This window comes from Shinella sp. 1A1, assembly GCF_055379515.1.
Map to the genome: position 1 here is coordinate 679,661 of NZ_AP039671.1, position 17,031 is coordinate 696,691.

15 protein-coding genes are annotated in these 17,031 nt (G+C 66.6%); 3 read left to right on the forward strand and 12 right to left on the reverse strand.

Features of this window, described 5'->3' with window-relative positions:
- Positions 1-56 precede the first annotated feature (56 nt).
- Genes ACZ48C_RS03400 through dhaL form a run of 3 tightly spaced genes read left to right on the forward strand, consistent with a single transcriptional unit; the run spans position 57 to position 4,307 of the window.
- A complete protein-coding gene (locus tag ACZ48C_RS03400) occupies positions 57-1,556 on the forward strand; it encodes a sugar ABC transporter ATP-binding protein (protein ID WP_119258100.1) in 1,500 nt (499 codons plus the stop codon).
- Positions 1,546-2,508 (forward strand): ABC transporter permease, encoded by a 963-nt coding sequence (locus tag ACZ48C_RS03405; protein ID WP_119258101.1) that lies wholly within the window; start codon positions 1,546-1,548, stop codon positions 2,506-2,508. The genes ACZ48C_RS03400 and ACZ48C_RS03405 overlap by 11 nt, the downstream gene beginning before the upstream one ends.
- Before the next feature lie 35 nt (positions 2,509-2,543).
- Positions 2,544-4,307 (forward strand): dihydroxyacetone kinase subunit DhaL, encoded by a 1,764-nt coding sequence (gene dhaL / locus ACZ48C_RS03410; RefSeq protein ID WP_464782185.1) that lies wholly within the window; start codon positions 2,544-2,546, stop codon positions 4,305-4,307.
- Positions 4,308-4,313: 6 nt separating this feature from the next.
- On the opposite strand, the gene ACZ48C_RS03415 is transcribed toward dhaL, so the two are convergent.
- The 12 genes from ACZ48C_RS03415 to ACZ48C_RS03470 form a co-directional block, all read right to left on the reverse strand.
- On the reverse strand, positions 4,314-5,270 hold the full coding sequence (locus ACZ48C_RS03415) for a sugar-binding transcriptional regulator (protein WP_119258103.1): 957 nt from the start codon (positions 5,268-5,270) through the stop codon (positions 4,314-4,316).
- A gap of 79 nt (positions 5,271-5,349) precedes the next feature.
- Positions 5,350-6,687, reverse strand: coding sequence for an NAD(P)/FAD-dependent oxidoreductase (locus ACZ48C_RS03420; RefSeq protein WP_464782186.1), 1,338 nt, complete (start codon positions 6,685-6,687; stop codon positions 5,350-5,352).
- 65 nt (positions 6,688-6,752) lie between these two features.
- The gene (locus ACZ48C_RS03425; protein ID WP_464782187.1) at positions 6,753-7,964 is read right to left on the reverse strand and encodes an MFS transporter; all 1,212 of its coding nucleotides are present in this window, start codon (positions 7,962-7,964) and stop codon (positions 6,753-6,755) included.
- Positions 7,965-8,150: 186 nt separating this feature from the next.
- Complete coding sequence (locus ACZ48C_RS03430) at positions 8,151-8,354, reverse strand: cold-shock protein (protein ID WP_119258105.1); 204 nt, start codon at positions 8,352-8,354, stop codon at positions 8,151-8,153.
- A 102-nt stretch (positions 8,355-8,456) separates the two neighbouring features.
- Positions 8,457-9,617, reverse strand: coding sequence for an acetylornithine deacetylase (argE, locus tag ACZ48C_RS03435; protein WP_464782188.1), 1,161 nt, complete (start codon positions 9,615-9,617; stop codon positions 8,457-8,459).
- 251 nt (positions 9,618-9,868) lie between these two features.
- Positions 9,869-10,546, reverse strand: coding sequence for a DUF1028 domain-containing protein (locus ACZ48C_RS03440; RefSeq protein WP_464782189.1), 678 nt, complete (start codon positions 10,544-10,546; stop codon positions 9,869-9,871).
- 11 nt (positions 10,547-10,557) lie between these two features.
- Positions 10,558-10,980, reverse strand: a complete 423-nt coding sequence (locus ACZ48C_RS03445; protein WP_460927563.1) for a RidA family protein — start codon at positions 10,978-10,980, stop codon at positions 10,558-10,560.
- Positions 10,981-11,037: 57 nt separating this feature from the next.
- On the reverse strand, positions 11,038-12,054 hold the full coding sequence (locus ACZ48C_RS03450; protein WP_464782190.1) for an extracellular solute-binding protein: 1,017 nt from the start codon (positions 12,052-12,054) through the stop codon (positions 11,038-11,040).
- Between the two features lie 33 nt (positions 12,055-12,087).
- Positions 12,088-12,897 (reverse strand): ABC transporter permease, encoded by an 810-nt coding sequence (locus ACZ48C_RS03455; RefSeq protein WP_464782191.1) that lies wholly within the window; start codon positions 12,895-12,897, stop codon positions 12,088-12,090.
- Positions 12,894-13,823, reverse strand: coding sequence for an ABC transporter permease (locus tag ACZ48C_RS03460; RefSeq protein ID WP_464782192.1), 930 nt, complete (start codon positions 13,821-13,823; stop codon positions 12,894-12,896). Before ACZ48C_RS03460 ends, ACZ48C_RS03455 begins: the two co-directional genes overlap by 4 nt.
- The gene (locus tag ACZ48C_RS03465; RefSeq protein WP_464782193.1) at positions 13,820-14,893 is read right to left on the reverse strand and encodes an ABC transporter ATP-binding protein; all 1,074 of its coding nucleotides are present in this window, start codon (positions 14,891-14,893) and stop codon (positions 13,820-13,822) included. Before ACZ48C_RS03465 ends, ACZ48C_RS03460 begins: the two co-directional genes overlap by 4 nt.
- A 10-nt stretch (positions 14,894-14,903) precedes the next feature.
- Entirely contained in the window at positions 14,904-16,985 is a 2,082-nt protein-coding gene (locus ACZ48C_RS03470) for an oxidoreductase (RefSeq protein ID WP_464782194.1), read from the reverse strand.
- Positions 16,986-17,031 lie beyond the last annotated feature (46 nt).

Genomic DNA, 17,031 nt, shown 5'->3' on the forward strand with positions numbered 1-17,031 from the left:
AAGGCGCGGGGATATTTCCCGCGCCTCTTCCATCTCATCGTGACGCGAGGTGCCCCATGGCCTATCTCGAAACCCACGGCCTTGGCCGGGACTTTCCCGGCGTGACCGCCCTCGACAAGGTCGACCTGTCGATCGAACTCGGCCGCACGCATATTCTCGCCGGCGAGAACGGCGCCGGCAAATCCACCCTCGTCAAGATCCTCACCGGCACGGACCGGGCCTCGCGCGGCAAGGTGCTGATCGACGGCCGCGACCCGGCGGAGGACCCGAGCCTCTACAAGAACGTCGCCTATGTCCCGCAGGAGCTCAACCTCTTCCCGCAGATGAGCGTCGCCGAGAACCTCTTCATGCCGTTCAGCCGGACGGGGCATGGCGGCCTTCTCGTCGATCGCGGCGCCCTCGTCGAGGAGGCGCGGACCTATCTCGAGCGCTTCGGCATCGAGGCCGATCCGCGCGAGCTGGTGGCCAACATCTCTGTTTCAGACCAGCAATTGCTCCAGATCGCCCGCGCCTGCACCAATGCCAGCATGAAGGTCCTCATCCTCGACGAGCCGACGTCGTCGCTGACGCGCGTCGAGGTGGACCGCGTCTTCAAGGTCATCCGCGGCCTTCTCGACCGCGACCACGCCATCGTCTTCATCAGCCACAAGATGGACGAGGTCTTCGCCATCGGCGACGACTACACGGTGCTGCGCAACGGCGAGAAGGTCGAGAGCGGCCGGATCGCGGATATCACCGAGGCCGACCTGATCCGCGCCATGTCTGGCCGCGATGTCGCCTTCGAAGAGCATTTCCGGCCGAAAGGCCCCGTCACCGACACCATCATGGAGGTGCGCGGCCTTTCCGGCGCCCGCTTCCAGGATGTCGGCTTCGAGCTGCGCCGCGGCGAGATCCTCGGCTTCGCCGGTCTCGTCGGCGCCGGCCGCTCGGAGGTCATGCAGACGATCTTCGGCTTCCTGAAGGCCAAGGCCGGCACGGTTAAGGTCGATGGCAAGCCGTGGACGCTCAACGACACCGCGGCCTCGGTCGACGGCGGCATGCTGTACCTTTCCGAGGAGCGCAAGCACCACGGCATCTTCCCGCTCCTGTCGCTGCGCGAGAATATCGGCATCTCCATCCTCTCGCTGACGAAGGGGGCCTTCGGCATCAGCAGCGGGCGCGAGCGCGAGGCGGTGCAGAAGATCATCGACGACTACGGCATCCGCACCTCGGGCATGGGCAAGCGCATCTCGCAGCTTTCCGGCGGCAACCAGCAGAAGGCCATCATCGGCCGGGCGATGGCCACGCGGCCGCGCGTGCTGATCTTCGACGAACCCACCAAGGGCATCGACATCCGCACCAAGACCGAGATCTACCGGATCATGAAGGGCCTTGCCGAGGAAGGCGTCGGCGTCATCCTCGTCTCCTCGGAACTCGACGAACTGAAGAAATGCGCGAGCCGCATCGTCACGATGCACCACGGCCGCATCACCGGCGCGTTCGATACCGCCGAAACCAGCAATGAAACACTCGTAGGCGCCATCTTCGGCACGGAGGCGAAAGCCGATGCAAAGTAAATCCCTCGCGCTCCTGACGCGCAGCCCCCTTGCCGGCGTTTTCGTCGCGCTCGCCGTCATCTTCGTGCTGTCGGCGCTGATCTCTCCCTATTTCCTCACGCCCTACAACCTCTCGGTCATCGCGCGCGGGCTTGCCTTCGTCGGCCTCATCACCATCGCGCAGTCCATGCTGATGGTGCTCGGCGAGCTCGACCTCTCCCTCGGCGTCATCGGGGGCCTGTGCGGCGTCATCTCCGGCATCCTGATGGTCCGGCTCGGCCTGGAGCCCTATTCGGCCATGCTGCTCGCCATCCTGCTCGGCGCCGGCCTCGGCCTCCTCAACGGCCTGCTGGTGACGGTGCTCAGGCTCCATTCGCTGGTGCTGACCATCGGCACGGCCGGCATCTTCGGCGGCGCCAACCTCGTGCTGACGCGCGGCGTCGCCATCACCGGCATCCCGCGCGAGGTGCAGTATCTCGGCCGCGGCGATGTCCTCGGCATGCCGGTTCCCTTCGTCATCATGCTGGTCGCGCTCGCCGTCGCCACCTTCGTCATGCTGAAGACGCCCTTCGGCCGCTACATGTACGCCATCGGCAACAACCAGGCCGGCGCCCGCATGCTGGGCATCAAGGTCGACAAGATCCGCCTTCTCGTCTTCGTCGCCGCCGGCGCCATCGCCGCGCTCGCCGGCGTCCTGATGGTCGCGCGCCTCGGCACCGCCCAGCCGTCGATTGGCGAGACCTGGGTGCTGGCGCCCATCGCCGCCTCGGTCATCGGCGGCGTCGCCACGACGGGCGGCATCGGCAGCCCCATCGGCGCGATCTTCGGTGCCGGCATCATCGCCATCATCGAGAACATCATCGTGCTCTTCGGCGTCTCGCCCTACTGGCAGGGCATCGTCTCGGGCGCCATCGTCGTGCTCGCCATCTCCTTCGACGCCGTATCCCGCCGTTATCTGCGCCGCGACGCCTGACGGCCGGCCGCATCGATCTGACGAAAGACAAGAGAATGAACCAGGAAGTCAAAACCAAGAAGCTGATCAACGCGCCGGAGAACATCATCCCGGAGATGATCGAGGGCATGGTGGGCGCTCATCCCGACATGCTGCGCGTGGAAGGGGAGACAGGACGGGCGGTCGTCGCCGTGGACGGCCCGCGCGACGGCAAGGTCGGCATCGTCGTCGGCGGCGGCTCGGGCCATGAGCCGGCCTTTGCCGGCTATGTCGGGCGCGGCCTTGCCGATGCCGCGGCCGTCGGCAACGTCTTCGCCTCGCCCTCGCCGGCACATATCGCCGAGGCGGCCCGCGCCGCCGATGGCGGCGTCGGCGTGCTGATGCTCTATGGCAACTATACCGGCGACGTGCTGAACTTCACCATGGCGGCCGAGGAGCTGGAGCAGGCGGGCATTCCGGTGCGCCATGTCGCCGTTGCCGACGACGTCGCCTCCGCGCCCGCCGGGCGCAAGTCCGAGCGTCGCGGCATTGCCGGCGACTTCTTCGTCTTCAAGGTCGCTGGCGCTGCCGCCGATCTCGGCGAGCCGCTTGCGCGGGTCGAGGCGCTTGCGCTTGCCGCGAACGATGCGACCCGCTCCATCGGCGTCGCGCTCAGCCCCTGCTCGCTGCCGCAGACTGGCAAGCCGAACTTCACCATCGGCGACGAGGACATGGAAATCGGCATGGGCCTGCACGGCGAGCCCGGCATTCGCCGCCAGAAGCTCGCCCCCGCGGACGCCGTGACCGACGAGCTGATGGACGCCATCCTCGCGGAGCTCGACCTCACGGCCGGTTCCCGCGTCGCCGTTCTCGTCAACGGCCTCGGCGCCACCTCGCAGATCGAGCTCTACGTCATCTTCCGCCGCGTCAGGCAGCGGCTTGATGCGCTCGGCATCGATATCCACGCCTCCTGGGTCGGCGAATATGCGACCTCGCTCGAAATGGCCGGCGCCTCGGTGACGCTGATGAAGCTCGACGACACGCTTCAGGCCCTGCTGGACCACCCCTGCCGCACGCCGGCCCTCGTCGTCGGCGCCTTCGAGAAGAGCGACGTTTCCGCCCGCAGCCGCAAGGCCGTCAAGGCCGCCGAAAGCACGGCGGCCGCACCGGAAAAGCCGCGCGAACTCCTCACCGAGGGCGACGTCACGCCGACGATCTTCCGGGCGATGATGCATACGGTCGGCGAGCAGATCATCGCCGAGAAGAACTGGCTTTCCGAACTCGACGGCGTGATCGGCGACGGCGACCACGGCGTGACGATGGAAATCGGCTGGAAGGCCGTCCAGCACGCGCTGGAGGACACGCAGGCCGACGAGACGATCGAGGGGATCTGCAAGCGCATGGCGAAGGCGTTCCTCGATGCGGTCGGCGCCTCCTCGGGCCCGCTCTATGCCACGGCCTTCCTGCGCGCCGGCACGGCCGTCAGCCACAGGCTCAACCTCGACGGCGCCGGCATGGCCGAATGGCTGGGCGCCGCCTGCCAGGGCATCCGCGACCGCGGCCGGGCCGAGCCGGGCGACAAGACGATGATCGACGCCTGGGCGCCGGCGGTCGAAGCGGCGCAGGAGAGCGCCAAGGGCGGTGGCTCGGCCATCGACGTGCTGCTTGCCGCCCGCGACGGCGGCGAGGCGGGCATGAAGGCGACGGCGGCGCTGGAATCGCGCCGCGGCCGCTCGGCCAAGCTCGGCGCGCGCTCCGTCGGCCATATCGACCCCGGCGCGGCCTCGACCTATGTCACGCTGCGCGCGATGGCGGCCGCCTTGCAGAAGGCGCTTGCCTGACCGGCCTCAGCGCGGGCCCTGCAAAAGGGCCCGCGCCACGCCTTCATTGGTGACCAGCCGGTTGACATAGCCGGCGCGCAGGATCGCCCGGATGATCGGGATCTTGCGGATGCCGCCGGAGACGAGCACCGAAATCGGCTTGAGCTTCAGCTTGTCCGGCGGCAGCGCGATGATCGAATCGTTGAGGAAATGGTCGATCGTCTGGCCGCGCGCGTCCAGGAACCATCCCATGAATTCGCCGACCGCGCCGCGCTTCAGCACCGTGTCGAGATTGTCCTTCACCACGCGGATCTGCGTCAGCGACGTCTCCTGCGCGAGCGCCCCGCAGGAGACGATGCCGATATCGGCGATCTCCGTGCGCGCCAGCACGTCCGTCAGCTCGTCGTTGAGGAGCAGCGCGTTGCGGCTTTCCGGATTGGCGCAGTAGATCGGCGCCGTCAGATAGTGACATTCCACGCCGAGCGCCCGGGCGAAGGCCGTGGCGACCTCGAACGTGTTGGTGGCCGAGCCGCTGGTGACGCCGCCGGTGAGGCCGACGACCCAGCTCTGCGAGCGCGGCCGCGCCCGCAGGCTGCGCACGGCAAAGCTCAAGGTACGGCCCGAGCCGATCCCCACCCCCATGTCGCGCCCTTCGATCAGGTCGCTGGCGAGCGATCCCGCCGCCTCGCCGATGACGCGCTTCTGCTCGATATAGTCGTCGAGGTCCGGCACCACGACGGCATCGACCAGCCCGTAGCGGGCGGAAACCTTCTCGGCGAGCTCGATGCAGTCGGTGAGCGGCAGGCTGACCTTGACCTGCACGCTGCCGGAATCGCGCACCTGGCCGATGATCTTGTTGACCTTCAGCCGCGTGATGTTCATGCGCTGGGCGATTTCCTGCTGGGTCTGCCCGCCGATGAAATAGAGCCACGCGACGCGCGCGCGCTCCAGTTCCTCATCGAAATGTCCCCATTCTTCGCTCATGCAACATGTTCTCCCGGCGTGCGCGTCCTCGATACGTCAATTCGCCTGTCGGGAGCAACTGCTGCTGTCCGCCGCCGTTTCAGTATCCGGCGAGCAGCTCGATCCTGGAGCCGTCGACGAAGCGTTCGAGCCGGAATTCGCGCGGGTCCACGACCGGATTGCGGCCCAGCACGAGATCGGCCATCAGCCGGCCCGCACCGGGGCCGATGCCGAAGCCGTGGCCGGAAAAGCCGGTCGCGATGAAGAAGCCGGGGATTTTCGCCACGCCCGAAATCACCGGGATGGCATCCGGCGTGGCGTCGATATAGCCGGCCCAGCGCTGCGCCACCTTTGCCGAGGCCAGCGCCGGGAAGGCCTTCTGCGCCGAGGCCATGGCCATGTCGGCCAGCTTGCGGCTCGGCTTGGGATCGAGCACGCGGCAATATTCGAACGGGCTCGGCTCGTCGAGGCTCCAGCGGCGCGGCATGCGCGCCTCGTCGAGAAAGCGCCAGCCGGCGCGCAGCATCAGCGCGCGCCATTCGGCCTTCAGCGCCGGCACGAAATCGAGCGCATAGCGGAAGGAGGCCGGCACGATGTCGACGACGTTGCCGATGCCCGAGGCGATGGTGTAGCCGCCGTCCTGCCGCTTGCGGATGGCGAAATCGCCCGCCCACATCGCCTGGTCCGGGCCGCCGTCATGCGGTTCGGTGCGCAGGACCGAGTTCTTCACCTTCAGTTGCGGCAGGTGGATGCCGACATCGAGGCTGCGGGTGAACATCTCCGACCATGCCCCGCCCGCCAGCACCGCCGCGCGGCAGCGGATCGTGCCGCGCTCGGTGACGACCGCCGAGATCGCCCCGCCGGAGGTCTCGATCCCGCGCACGGCGCATTCCGTCAGGATATGCGCGCCGCATTCGCGGGCGCGCTCGGCAATGGCGGGCGCCGCCTTCTGCGGCTCGGCCCTCCCGTCGTCGGCGCAGTAGAGCGCGGCGGGCGGGCGAAGGCGCGATTGCGGGAACATGGCCGAAAATTCCGCGCCCGAGAGCATCCGGCAATCGACGCCGAGCCCGTCGAGATGCTTCAGCCAGGTCTCGTAGCCGGCGCCTTCCCGCTCGTTTTCCGCGTTGAAGAGGATACCCGCCTGCGTGAAGCCGGTGTCGCGCCCGGTCCGCGCGTTCAGCCCACGCCAGATGCGCTGGGCTTCCAGCACCAGCGGGATTTCCCGAGGGTCGCGCTTGGCGACGCGCACCCAGCCCCAGTTGCGGCTGGACTGCTCGTGGCCGATGCTACCTTTCTCGCACACCGCGACGCGCTGGCCGGCCTCGGCAAGCTCCAGCGCCGTCGAGACGCCGATGATGCCGCCGCCGATGACGACGACGTCGACCTCCGCAGGCAGATCGGCATCGCCATGGACGGGTACGACAAAGGGACCGGGCATCGAAAGAATTCCTTGATTGGGTTCGCGGCGGATATCCGCCGCTCGGGAGAGGCAGGCCGGGCGGCTTATCCGCCGGTGCCTTCCTCGATCCTCGGGAGAAACCATGCGAGCAGCCCCGCCAGCGGCAGGAAGGAGCAGAGATGGTAGACCGTCTCCACGCCGTAGCTGTCGGCAAGGATGCCGAGGAGCGCGGCGGCGATGCCGCCGAGGCCGAAGTTGAGGCCGTAGAACAGCCCGCCGATCAGGCCGATGCGGTTCGGCAGAAGCTCGATGGCATAGATCAGGATCGAGGCGAAGGCGCTTGCCATGATCAGGTTGATCATGACCGTCAGCACGCCGGTCCAGAAGAGATCGGCATAGGGCAGGATCAGCGTCAGGGGAAGCGGGCCGAGCACCGAGATCCAGATGATCCGGTAGCGGCCGATCCGGTCGCCGACGATGCCGCCGATCAGCGCGCCCGCCGCCGAGGCCAGGAGGAAGATGAACAGCATCATCTGCGCCGAGGGGATGGAGAGGCCGAACTTCTCCATGAGATAGAAGGTGTAGAAGGAGCGGAAGCTCTCGCCATAGGCATTCTTGGTGAACATCAGCAGCGTCAGAACCACCAGCCCCGCGCCGATCGTCGCGGGGGCATGGCGCACGGTGCCGGTCGCCGTCTTGGCCTTCGCCCGCATCGCCGAGAATTCGGCGCTGATCTGGCGCTGCTTGCTGCCGATCCAGACGAGGAGCCCCATCGCCATCAGCGCCAGCACGGCGAACCAGGCAAGGCTCGGCTGGCCCCAGGGAACGATGATCAACGCGGCGAAGACCGGCCCGAGCGCGCCGCCGGCCTGTCCGCCGACCTGGAAGAGCCCCTGCGCCAGCCCCTGCCGCCCGCCGGCGGCATAGCGCGCCATGCGCGTCGCCTCGGGATGGAAGATCGACGAGCCGATGCCGATCAGGGCCACCGAGACGAGGATCACCGCATAGCTCTGGGCGAAGGCGAGGCTGACCAGCCCCGACAGCGTGAACATCATGCCGACGACCGGGGAATAGGGCGCGGGATGCTTGTCCGTCACCATGCCGATGGCCGGCTGCAGCAGCGAACCGGCGATCTGGAAGGTCATGGTGATCATGCCGATCTGCACGAAGTCGAGCGCATAGGCATCTTTCAGGATCGGATAGGCCGCCGGGATCAGCGATTGCATCAGGTCGTTGAGAAGATGGCTGAAGCCCAGGACGACGAGGACCGCAAGATAGGTCCTCGGCTGCGTGGCGGTGCGGATGGCGACGGTCATATCGGATTCCATGAGCGGCCGGATGCGGCGATGGGTCTGCTGCTGCAGCCGCATCCCCGCATGGCCGTTCTCGAATGAGTGCATTTCCGGCTAGAGCGCGAAGCGGCCCTGCGTTCGAAAATGCGGAGAAGCAAAGAGCTGGAGCGTTTTCGCGATTCGGGAAAAGCGGAAATGCTCCAGGTCTTCTCAGAGCGTGCTGACGTTCTCGGCCTTCGACTTTCCGGTCTTGCGGTCCTGGCCGATGTCATAGCTGACCTTCGTGCCTTCCTGCAGCAGCCCGCCCGGCTGAACGGCCGATACGTGGACGAACACGTCCGGTCCGCCATTGTCTGGAACGATGAAGCCGAAGCCCTTGTCCTGGTTGAAAAACTTAACAGTTCCGGTTGCCATGATATCCTCGTGTGCGAAAAGCCGTCTTTCGGCCGCCGGAGCTTATGCATCGCGAGTGCATGCGGCAACAGCTTATTCGCGCCATATCGGCGGCAATACGGGTCAGGCGGCGGTTTCGAGCTCTTCCGTGAGGCGCGCGAGCATCGCATCGCACCGTGCAAGCTGCCCGGCCGCGATAAATTCGTCCGGCTTGTGGCCCTGTTCCATCGAGCCGGGACCGCAGATCGCCGTGGAGAGGCCGAGCGTCTGGTCGAACAGGCCGCCCTCGGTGCCGAATGCCACCTTCAGCGTGGTCTCGTCGCCGAGCAGGCGGGCGAGGAGGCGGGCTGCGGGCGCGTCCGGCCGGGTGGCAAGGCCCGGATAGCCGGAAACCTCCTCGATCTCGATGTAGGCCATGGGGAAGCGGCCGCGATAGGGCGCCGCGATGGCTTCGGCATCGGCGGCGATGCCGGCGAGGATGTCGGCGGGATCGTCCCCGGCGATGTTGCGGATCTCGAAATCGATCTCGCAGCGGCCCGGCACGATGTTGAGCGCGGTGCCGCCGCGCATCATGCCGGCATGGATGGTGGAATAGGGGATGTCGTAGTCGGCATCGCGCGCGCCGTGCGCCGCCAGCGCATCCTGCCGCGCCTCAAGGGCCTGGATGAAGGCCGCGCCGAGATGGAGGGCGTTGAGGGCCTTCGGGGCGAGGGCGGAATGGCCCTCCTGCCCGTGGCAGCAGGCCCGCAGCGCCCGCTTGCCCTTGTGGCCGGTGGCGATCCGCATCTCCGTCGGCTCGCCGACAATGCACAGCGCCGGCCGCTCCGTCCGTGCCGCCAGCGCCTCGATCATGCCGCGCACGCCGATGCAGCCGATTTCCTCGTCATAGGAAAGGGCAAGATGCAGCGGTCGCTTCAGCGGCCGGCCGGCGGCGATAAGCGCCGCGCGCAGGCTGGCCGCGACGAAGCCCTTCATGTCCGCCGTGCCGCGCCCGAAGAAGCGGCCGTCGCGCTCGGTGAGCGTGAAGGGATCGCTGCTCCAGGCCTGCCCCTCGACCGGCACGACATCCGTATGGCCCGAAAGGACCACGCCGCCGGCCCCTTCCGGCCCGATGGTCGCGAAGAGATTGGCGCGGCTGCCGTCTGGGTGGGAAAATCGCTCGATGCGCGCGCCGGCGGGGCGCAGCAGGCTTTCCACATAGTCGAGCAGCGCGAGGTTGGACATGCGCGAGACGGTGGGCTCGGCGATGAGGCGGGCGAGGATTTCCGGCGTGGAGGGGATCATGGGGGTGCGGTCGTGTGGTTGGGGATGATGGTGCTTTGGGCGTATTGGAGGGTATCACTTTTGTCTTGGGATGGCGCTTGCCCCTCATCCGGCCTGCCGGCCACCTTCTCCCCGCAGGCGGGGAGAAGGGGATATGCCGGACCGGTTTCCCCAACCAATAACCGTGCGTGTGACACGTCCCCTCTCCCCGCTTGCGGGGAGAGGGCTAGGGTGAGGGGCAGCCCCGGGCGCGGCGCAGATTAAACCACCTCTCACAAATCCCCTGGCACGCCATAGCTCGGCGCGCCCGAGGGGTTGAGCGCGCGGGTGACATAGGCATCCATCTCGCCGCGCCAGCGCTCCCACAGGGCGGCGCATTCCTCGATCGGATCGCCCTCGGTCCAGTCGACGCGCAGGTCCGCGACGTTCCAGGAGACCTTGTCGACCATGACGAGGCCCATGGAGTGGACCGGCCCTTCCTCGCCGCCCGCGGCGAGCGCCGCGCGCATGGCGGCGATCAGCCGGTCACCGAGATGCTTTCCGGCCGAGGCCTCGAAAGCCTCCACCATCTTTTGCGGGATTTCGATGCTCGTCAGCATGTTGCCGGCGGCGACGACGTTCGTTCCGCACGCCGTCGCATGGGTGCCGAGGGTTTTCGCGCCGGAATAGGCGGCGGTGCGGCCTTCGGCATCGACCAGCGCCAGCTGGCGGTATTCGATATGCGGGGCTTCAGTGATGAGCCGCGCCAGCGCCGCTTCCGCCGAAAGGCCGCCGGCCATCAGGTCCAGCCCTTTCGGGCCAAGGCGAGGATCGGTGACGTTCTGCGTCGAGACCGCGCCGACGCCGGCGCGCGCATGGGCGCAGCGCGCCGCGACGCTCGGCGAGGAGGAGGAGACGGCGACGCCGAACATGCCGGTGTCGGGGCAGCGGCCGGAGACGGAAAAGGTCATGCCGGCCTCCTTCAGGCTTCGTCGGGAATGACGGCGGTCGCCTCGATCTCGACCAGCCATTCCGGCCGGGCGAGGGCGGAGACGACGAGGCCGGTCGAGACAGGGAAGACGCCCTGAAGGTACTTGCCCATCTCGGTATAGACGGCCTCGCGGTAGCGGATATCGATGAGATAGACGACGACGCGGCAGATATGGCTGAGGTCGGAGCCGGCTTCCTCCAGCAGCATCTTGATGTTTTCCATCGCCTTGCGGGCCTGCGCGCCGGCATCGCCGATATGCAGGCTCTCGCGCGTGTCGAGGTCTTGCGCGATCTGCCCGCGCACGAACACCGTCGTCCCGCGCGCCACCACGGCCTGGCAGAGATCGTTGTTCAGCTTTTGCTCGGGATAGGTTTCCTTCGTGTTGAAGGGGCGGATGCGGGTGTGCACGGGCATGGAGATCTCCTTGATTTCGGGTAGGGCGCTGCGGCTACCCGCGGCGCCAATGTCTTGCTATTGAAGAAGCTGGGTCCAGACGCGGGTCACCAAGTCCTGCGCGGCGGCCGAGCAGGTGCGCGAGAAGGTGATCGGCACGTCCGGATAGAGTTCCGGCGCCGTTTCCTTCGTATTGACGACCTTGTCCGCGATGACCTTCATCGGCGAGGAATGGGAGTAGAAGTTCATCTGCTCCGTGGCGTTCTCCTGCGTTGACATGAACTCGATGAACTTCACCGCGTTGTCGTGGTTCGGCGCATCCTTCGGGATGACATAGCTGTCCATCCAGCCGACGAGGCCTTCCTTGGTCATGGCGAGCTTGACCGGCGAGCCGGTCTTGCGGGCGCGCAGCGAGTCGCCGTCCCACCAGAAATGCGCCGAGACTTCGCCCGACGCGAGGCGGCTTGCGATATTGTCGGAGGAGTAGACCGCGACGGACGGCTTCTGCGCCATCAGCAGGTCCAGCACCTTCTTCATCTCCGCCTGGTCTTCCGAGCAGAAGGGTACGCCGAGATAGAGCTGGGCAGCGCCGATCACCTCGTCGGGATAGGAGAGGAGGGCGATCTTGCCCTTCAGTTCTTCCGCCGGCTCGAAGAAATACTTGAAGCTGTCGGTCGGGCCTTTGTACTGGTCTGTGTTCACCACGAAGCCGGCAGTGCCGTAGGCGAGCGGGATGGAATATTCCTGCTTCTCGTCCCACCACTGGTTACGCCATTTCTCCTCGATGTTCTCATAGGCCTTGAGTTTGTTGGCCTCGAAATTCTCGATGATGCCCTGGTCGATCATCACGCGCAGGAAGTGCTGCGAGGGAGTAGCGATGTCGTAGCCGGAGGAGCCGGCCTGCAGCTTGGTCAAAAGGTCTTCGTTGGAGGTGAAGCTGTCGACATTCACCTTCACGTCGTTCTCCTTGGAGAATTTCGCGATGAGGTCCGGCGAGATGGATTCGGCCCAGGCATAGATGTTGAGTTCGCCGGCGGCCTGCGCGCTCGTGGCGAAGCAGAGGGCGAGAGCGGTGGCGGCAAGGTATTTCTTCATTTTATGTTCCTCTCTTTGATTATCGTTCTGTGATTACGGTTCTGCATTTTCGCGGGCGCCGCGCGCGGCAACGAGTAGCGCGACGGTGGCAAGGACCAGCGATGCCAGGATCAGCAGCGTCGCGATGGCGTTCAGCTCCGGCGAGGTGCCGGCGCGGATCAGCGAGAAGATGTAGACGGGCAGCGTCGTCGAACCGCCGGTCGAAAGCAGGTTCGAGGTGATGAAGTCGTCCATCGAGATGAGGAAGGCGAGCATCGCGCCGGAGAAGACACCGGGGAAGATCAGCGGCAGCGTCACGCGGCGGAAGGTCGTCCAGCGGTCGGCATAGAGGTCGGCGCTCGCCTCCTCGAAGTCCAGCGACATGCCCTGCAGGCGGGCGCGGATCGGCAGAAAGGCAAAGGGCGTGCAGAAGGCGGAATGGGCGATGACGAGCCGCAGCATGCCGTTCTGGATATCGAGCAGCGAGAAGAGAAGGAGCGTGGCGACGGCCAGCACGATTTCCGGCAGCAGCAACGGCAGGTTGACGACGGTCTCGGAAAGTTTGCGGAAGCGCAGGTCCTTGCCGCGGATGATGGCGAGCGCGGCGGAAAGCGCGACGAGGGTGGAGACGACGGTGGCGATGGCCGCGACCGTCAGCGAGGTCTTCAGCGCATTCATCAGCGCGGCATTGTTAAGTGCCGAGCCGTACCATTTCAGCGAGAAGCCGGTCCACACGCCGGCCACGCGGTTTGCGTTGAACGAATAGACGACGATGACCGCGAGCGGCGCATAGAGATAGAGGAAGAAGAAGACGGTGAGCGGGGCAAGGCCCGGATAGCGCTTGACGTCGTGGCGGATGCTCATGGCGTCGCCTCCCGGCGGGCGGCGCGCAGCGCCGTGAAGATCAGGAAGACCATGACGAGGGCCATCAGCGCCATGGCGATGGCCGCGCCGAAGGGCCAGTTGCGGCCGCCGCCGAACTGGAGCTGGATGAGCGAGCCCATCATCATCTGCTTGCCGCCGCCCATCAGGGTCGGCTCCAGCACCGCGCCGAGCGAGGGGACGAAGACGAGGATGGCGCCCGCCGTAAGGCCTGGTGCCGTCAGCGGCAGGATCACCCGGCGCAGCGTCACCCAGCGGTCGCCGTAGAGGTCGTGCGAGGCCTCGATCAGGGTGCCGTCCAGCTTCTCGATGGAGGCGAAGACCGGCAGCACCATCAGGGGCATGGCGGTATAGACCATGGCCGTCAGCGTCGCGCCGTCGTTGAACATGAAGCTCATGCCGGCAGGAAAGCCGAGCGTTTCCAGCAATTTCGGCAAGGTGCCGTCCTTGCCGAGAATGATCATCCAGGCATAGACGCGCAGGATCATCGAGACCCAGAAGGGCAGCGTCACGAGATAGACGAGCGCCGCCTTGCGGCCCGGCGGCTGGCGCGAGATGAAATAGGCGACCGGCACGGCGAAGAGGAGGCAGATCAGCGTCGTCGCGCCGGCGAGCAGGAAGGTGCGGCCGATGATCAGGAGATATTGCGGGGTGAATTCCAGCTCCCCGGTCCAACCCTCGTTGAAGAGGATCTGGCTGTAGCCGGCGACGTTGAAATCCCAGGTGAAACCGCCATAGGCGCCGCGCGTCGCGACCGACACGGCGGCGATGATGAAGATCGGCAGGATCAGCGCGAAGCCCATCAGCAGGCGTGAGGGCAGCAGGCCCCAGAAGGAAAGATCGTGCCAGAAACGGGCGCGGGGCGCGCGCACCGTTTCGGCGGGGATATGGAGGGCGCTGTCCGTCATGCCGCCAGCACCCGCGCGGAGCCCGCGACGAAGCCGACGGGAACCGTCGCACCAAGCGGGATCGTGTCGCCCTTGCGGGAGGCGTTGCGGCGTGAGGCGCGCAGTTCCGTGCCCGCGACGTCGAGCGTGTAATGGGTGTAGCCGCCCATATAGTTCTTGTTGGTGATGCGGCCCTCGAAGGTGATCCCTTCTGCCTGATTGCCGAGATTGATCTTTTCCGGGCGCACGGAGAGCGTCGCGCGGCCCCTGGCGGTCGGGCCGGTTGCCGGCACGGTGATGGAAAGGCCGAAGGGCGTGCGGATGGTCGCCTCGCCGCCGTTGGTTTCCAGCACCTCCACGTCGAGGAAATTTGTCTCGCCGACGAAATCGGCGACGAAGCGGTTCACCGGTTCCTCGTAGATCTCGGCCGGCGTGCCGATCTGCTGCACCTCGCCGCCGCCGAGCACGGCGATGCGGTCGGACATGTCGAGCGCTTCTTCCTGGTCGTGCGTGACGAAGACGAAGGTGATGCCGGTGTCGCGCTGCAGCGTGCGCAGCTCGTCGCGCATCGCCTGCCGCAGTTTCAGGTCGAGGGCGGAGAGCGGCTCGTCGAGCAGCAGCACCTCCGGCTCGGGCGCCAGCGCCCGGGCAAGGGCGATGCGCTGGCGCTGACCGCCGGAGAGCTGGGCGGGCTTGCGCCTGGCCATCGGTCCCATATGCACGCGCTCCAGCATCTCGCCGACGCGCGTCTTGATACGACCCTGCTGCCAGCCGAGGTTTTCGAGGCCGTAGGCGACGTTCTGTTCCAGCGTCATGTGCGGGAAGAGGGCGTAGCTCTGGAAGACTGTGTTGACCCGCCGCTTGTGCGGTGGAATGGAGACCACTTCCTTGCCGTTCAAGAGGATCGAGCCTGCATCCGGGCTTTCGAAGCCGGCGAGCATGCGCAGCAGCGTGGTCTTGCCGCAGCCGGAGGGGCCGAGCATCGTGAAGAACTCGTTGCTGCCGATGTCGAAGCTGACCGATTTCAGCGCCTGATAGGCCCCGAAGTTTTTGGAAACCGACTTCACTTCGATGGCCTTGGGCTCAGTCATGCGTCGTTCCTCACGCCGGTTCGAGCTGGGTGACTTCGCGGCGGAAGGGCAGGGCATCGCCGATATCGGGCGTGTCCAGTTCCCGCGCATAGCGATGGCCGGCATAGGTCGCCCAGGCGATGGGGGCCGGGGCGCTGGCATCGCCGATGATCTTGACCGTCCTGATGCCGGCATCCGCCCAGTCCGCCTGCCGGGCGATAAGATCGTTGTAGAGCGCATCCTCGGCGAGGCGCGAGGCGACCATGACGACGGCGTCGCAGCCGATGGCCGTCTTGCGGCCGGTATAGGTGCAGTTGGTCTCGACCTCGCCGGCGCGGATGGCGGTGACGCCGCGGTTGAGGCGGATGTCGACGCCGAGATCGTCGAGGCGCACATGGATCGCGCCCTGTTCCAGCGTGTTGCGCGTCCAGTCGGAAACATAGGCCGAGGGCGTGACGAGGATGACGTTGGCACCGGCCTTGGCCATCACCTCGGCCATCACGCCGCCCATGTAATAGTGGTCGTCGTCATAGATGACGACGGTCTTGCCGGCGAGATTTTCGGGATGGACCTTCGCCATGACGTCGTCGGGCGTCCAGAGGGTCATGGCGGGGTCGATCGGCATGGGCACGACATGCTGGCGGGCGACGCCGTCGCGCCGCCAGTGCGAGCCGGTGGCGATGGCGACATGCTCGAAGCCGAAGCCCAGCACATCCTCGGCCGTCAGGCGGCTGTCGAAATAGGTCTCGACATTGGTGCGCTGGGAAATCTGGTACTGGCGATAATCGACGACGCGGCCCCAGGCGGAAAGGCCGGGCAGCAGCCGTTCGCGGGCGACGCGGCCGCCGAGCGTCGTGGTCGCCTCGGCCAGCGTCACGTCATAGCCACGCAGCGAGAGGGCGCGGGTGGCTTCGAGGCCGGCGGGGCCGGCGCCGACGACGAGCACGGTCTGGCTCTCGCCCTTTTCGTTCATGCGCTCGGGGTGCCAGCCCTTGCGCCATTCCTCCATGAAGGTCGGGTTCTGCGTGCAGCGGCTGATCGACATGGTCATGTCGCCGGTGATGCACATGTTGCAGCCGATGCATTCGCGGATGTCCTCGATGCGGCCTTCCTCGATCTTCCTCGGCAGGAAGGGATCGGCGATGGAGGGACGGGCGCAGCCGATGAAATCGAGCACGCCCTGGCGGATCATGCGCGCCATCACGTCCGGCGAGGTGAAGCGGCCGACGCCGACGACGGGCTTCGAGGAGAGTTCCCGGATGCCCTTGACCAGCAGCTCCTGCGCGCCTTCCTCCTTGAAGCGCGAGGGACCGGAGCAGTCTTCCCAGGCGCCGTGCGCGAGGTCCCAGAGGTCGGGCAGGTCGGCGTTCATCTCGACGAATTCGCGCACCTCGGCATTGGAGAAGCCGAGCTCGCCGATCGTCTCGTCGAGGCTGACGCGCATGGTGATCGCGGTCGTGTCGCCGACGGCATCGCGGATATCGGCGACGACTTCGCGGGCGAAGCGCGAGCGGTTTTCGAGGCTCCCGCCATATTCGTCGGTGCGCTGGTTGGTGGCGCGCGACAGGAAGTGCTGGAAGATGCCGAAGCCGTGCGCGCCGTAAAGACAGATGAGGTCGAAGCCGGCGACCCTGGAGCGTTTCGCCGCGTTGACGAACCAGCGGCGGAGATTCTTGATATCCGTGAGGTCGAGCGCGCGGGCCTGCACCGGGTCGTTGGTGAAGGTGCGGATCGGCAAGGCAGACGGGGCGAGCGGCACTTCCTTGGTGTAGAAGTTCGGGCCGTTGATGCCGGAATAGGCGAGCTGGATGCCGGCGAGCGCGCCATGCACCTTCATGGCGTCGGACATGCGGCGAAGGCCGGGAATGTCCTTGTCCTCCCACAGGCGCAGCTCGATGAAGGGCGTGATCTCCGAGGTGTGGTGCATCTCGGTCTGCTCGGTGAAGATGACGCCCCAGCCGCCCTCCGACTTGATGCCGCGCATGGCCGCGGCCGCCGAGGGGTCGCGATAGCCGCCGCCATTGCAATGCGGCACCTGGTAGAACCGGTTCTTCGCGACATGCGGGCCGATCGCGAGGGGTTCGAACAGGATATCGTATTTGGCGTCACGCATGGCGGTCCCCGGGTTTTGTGAGGCTATTGGATTGGGCGAAGTGCCT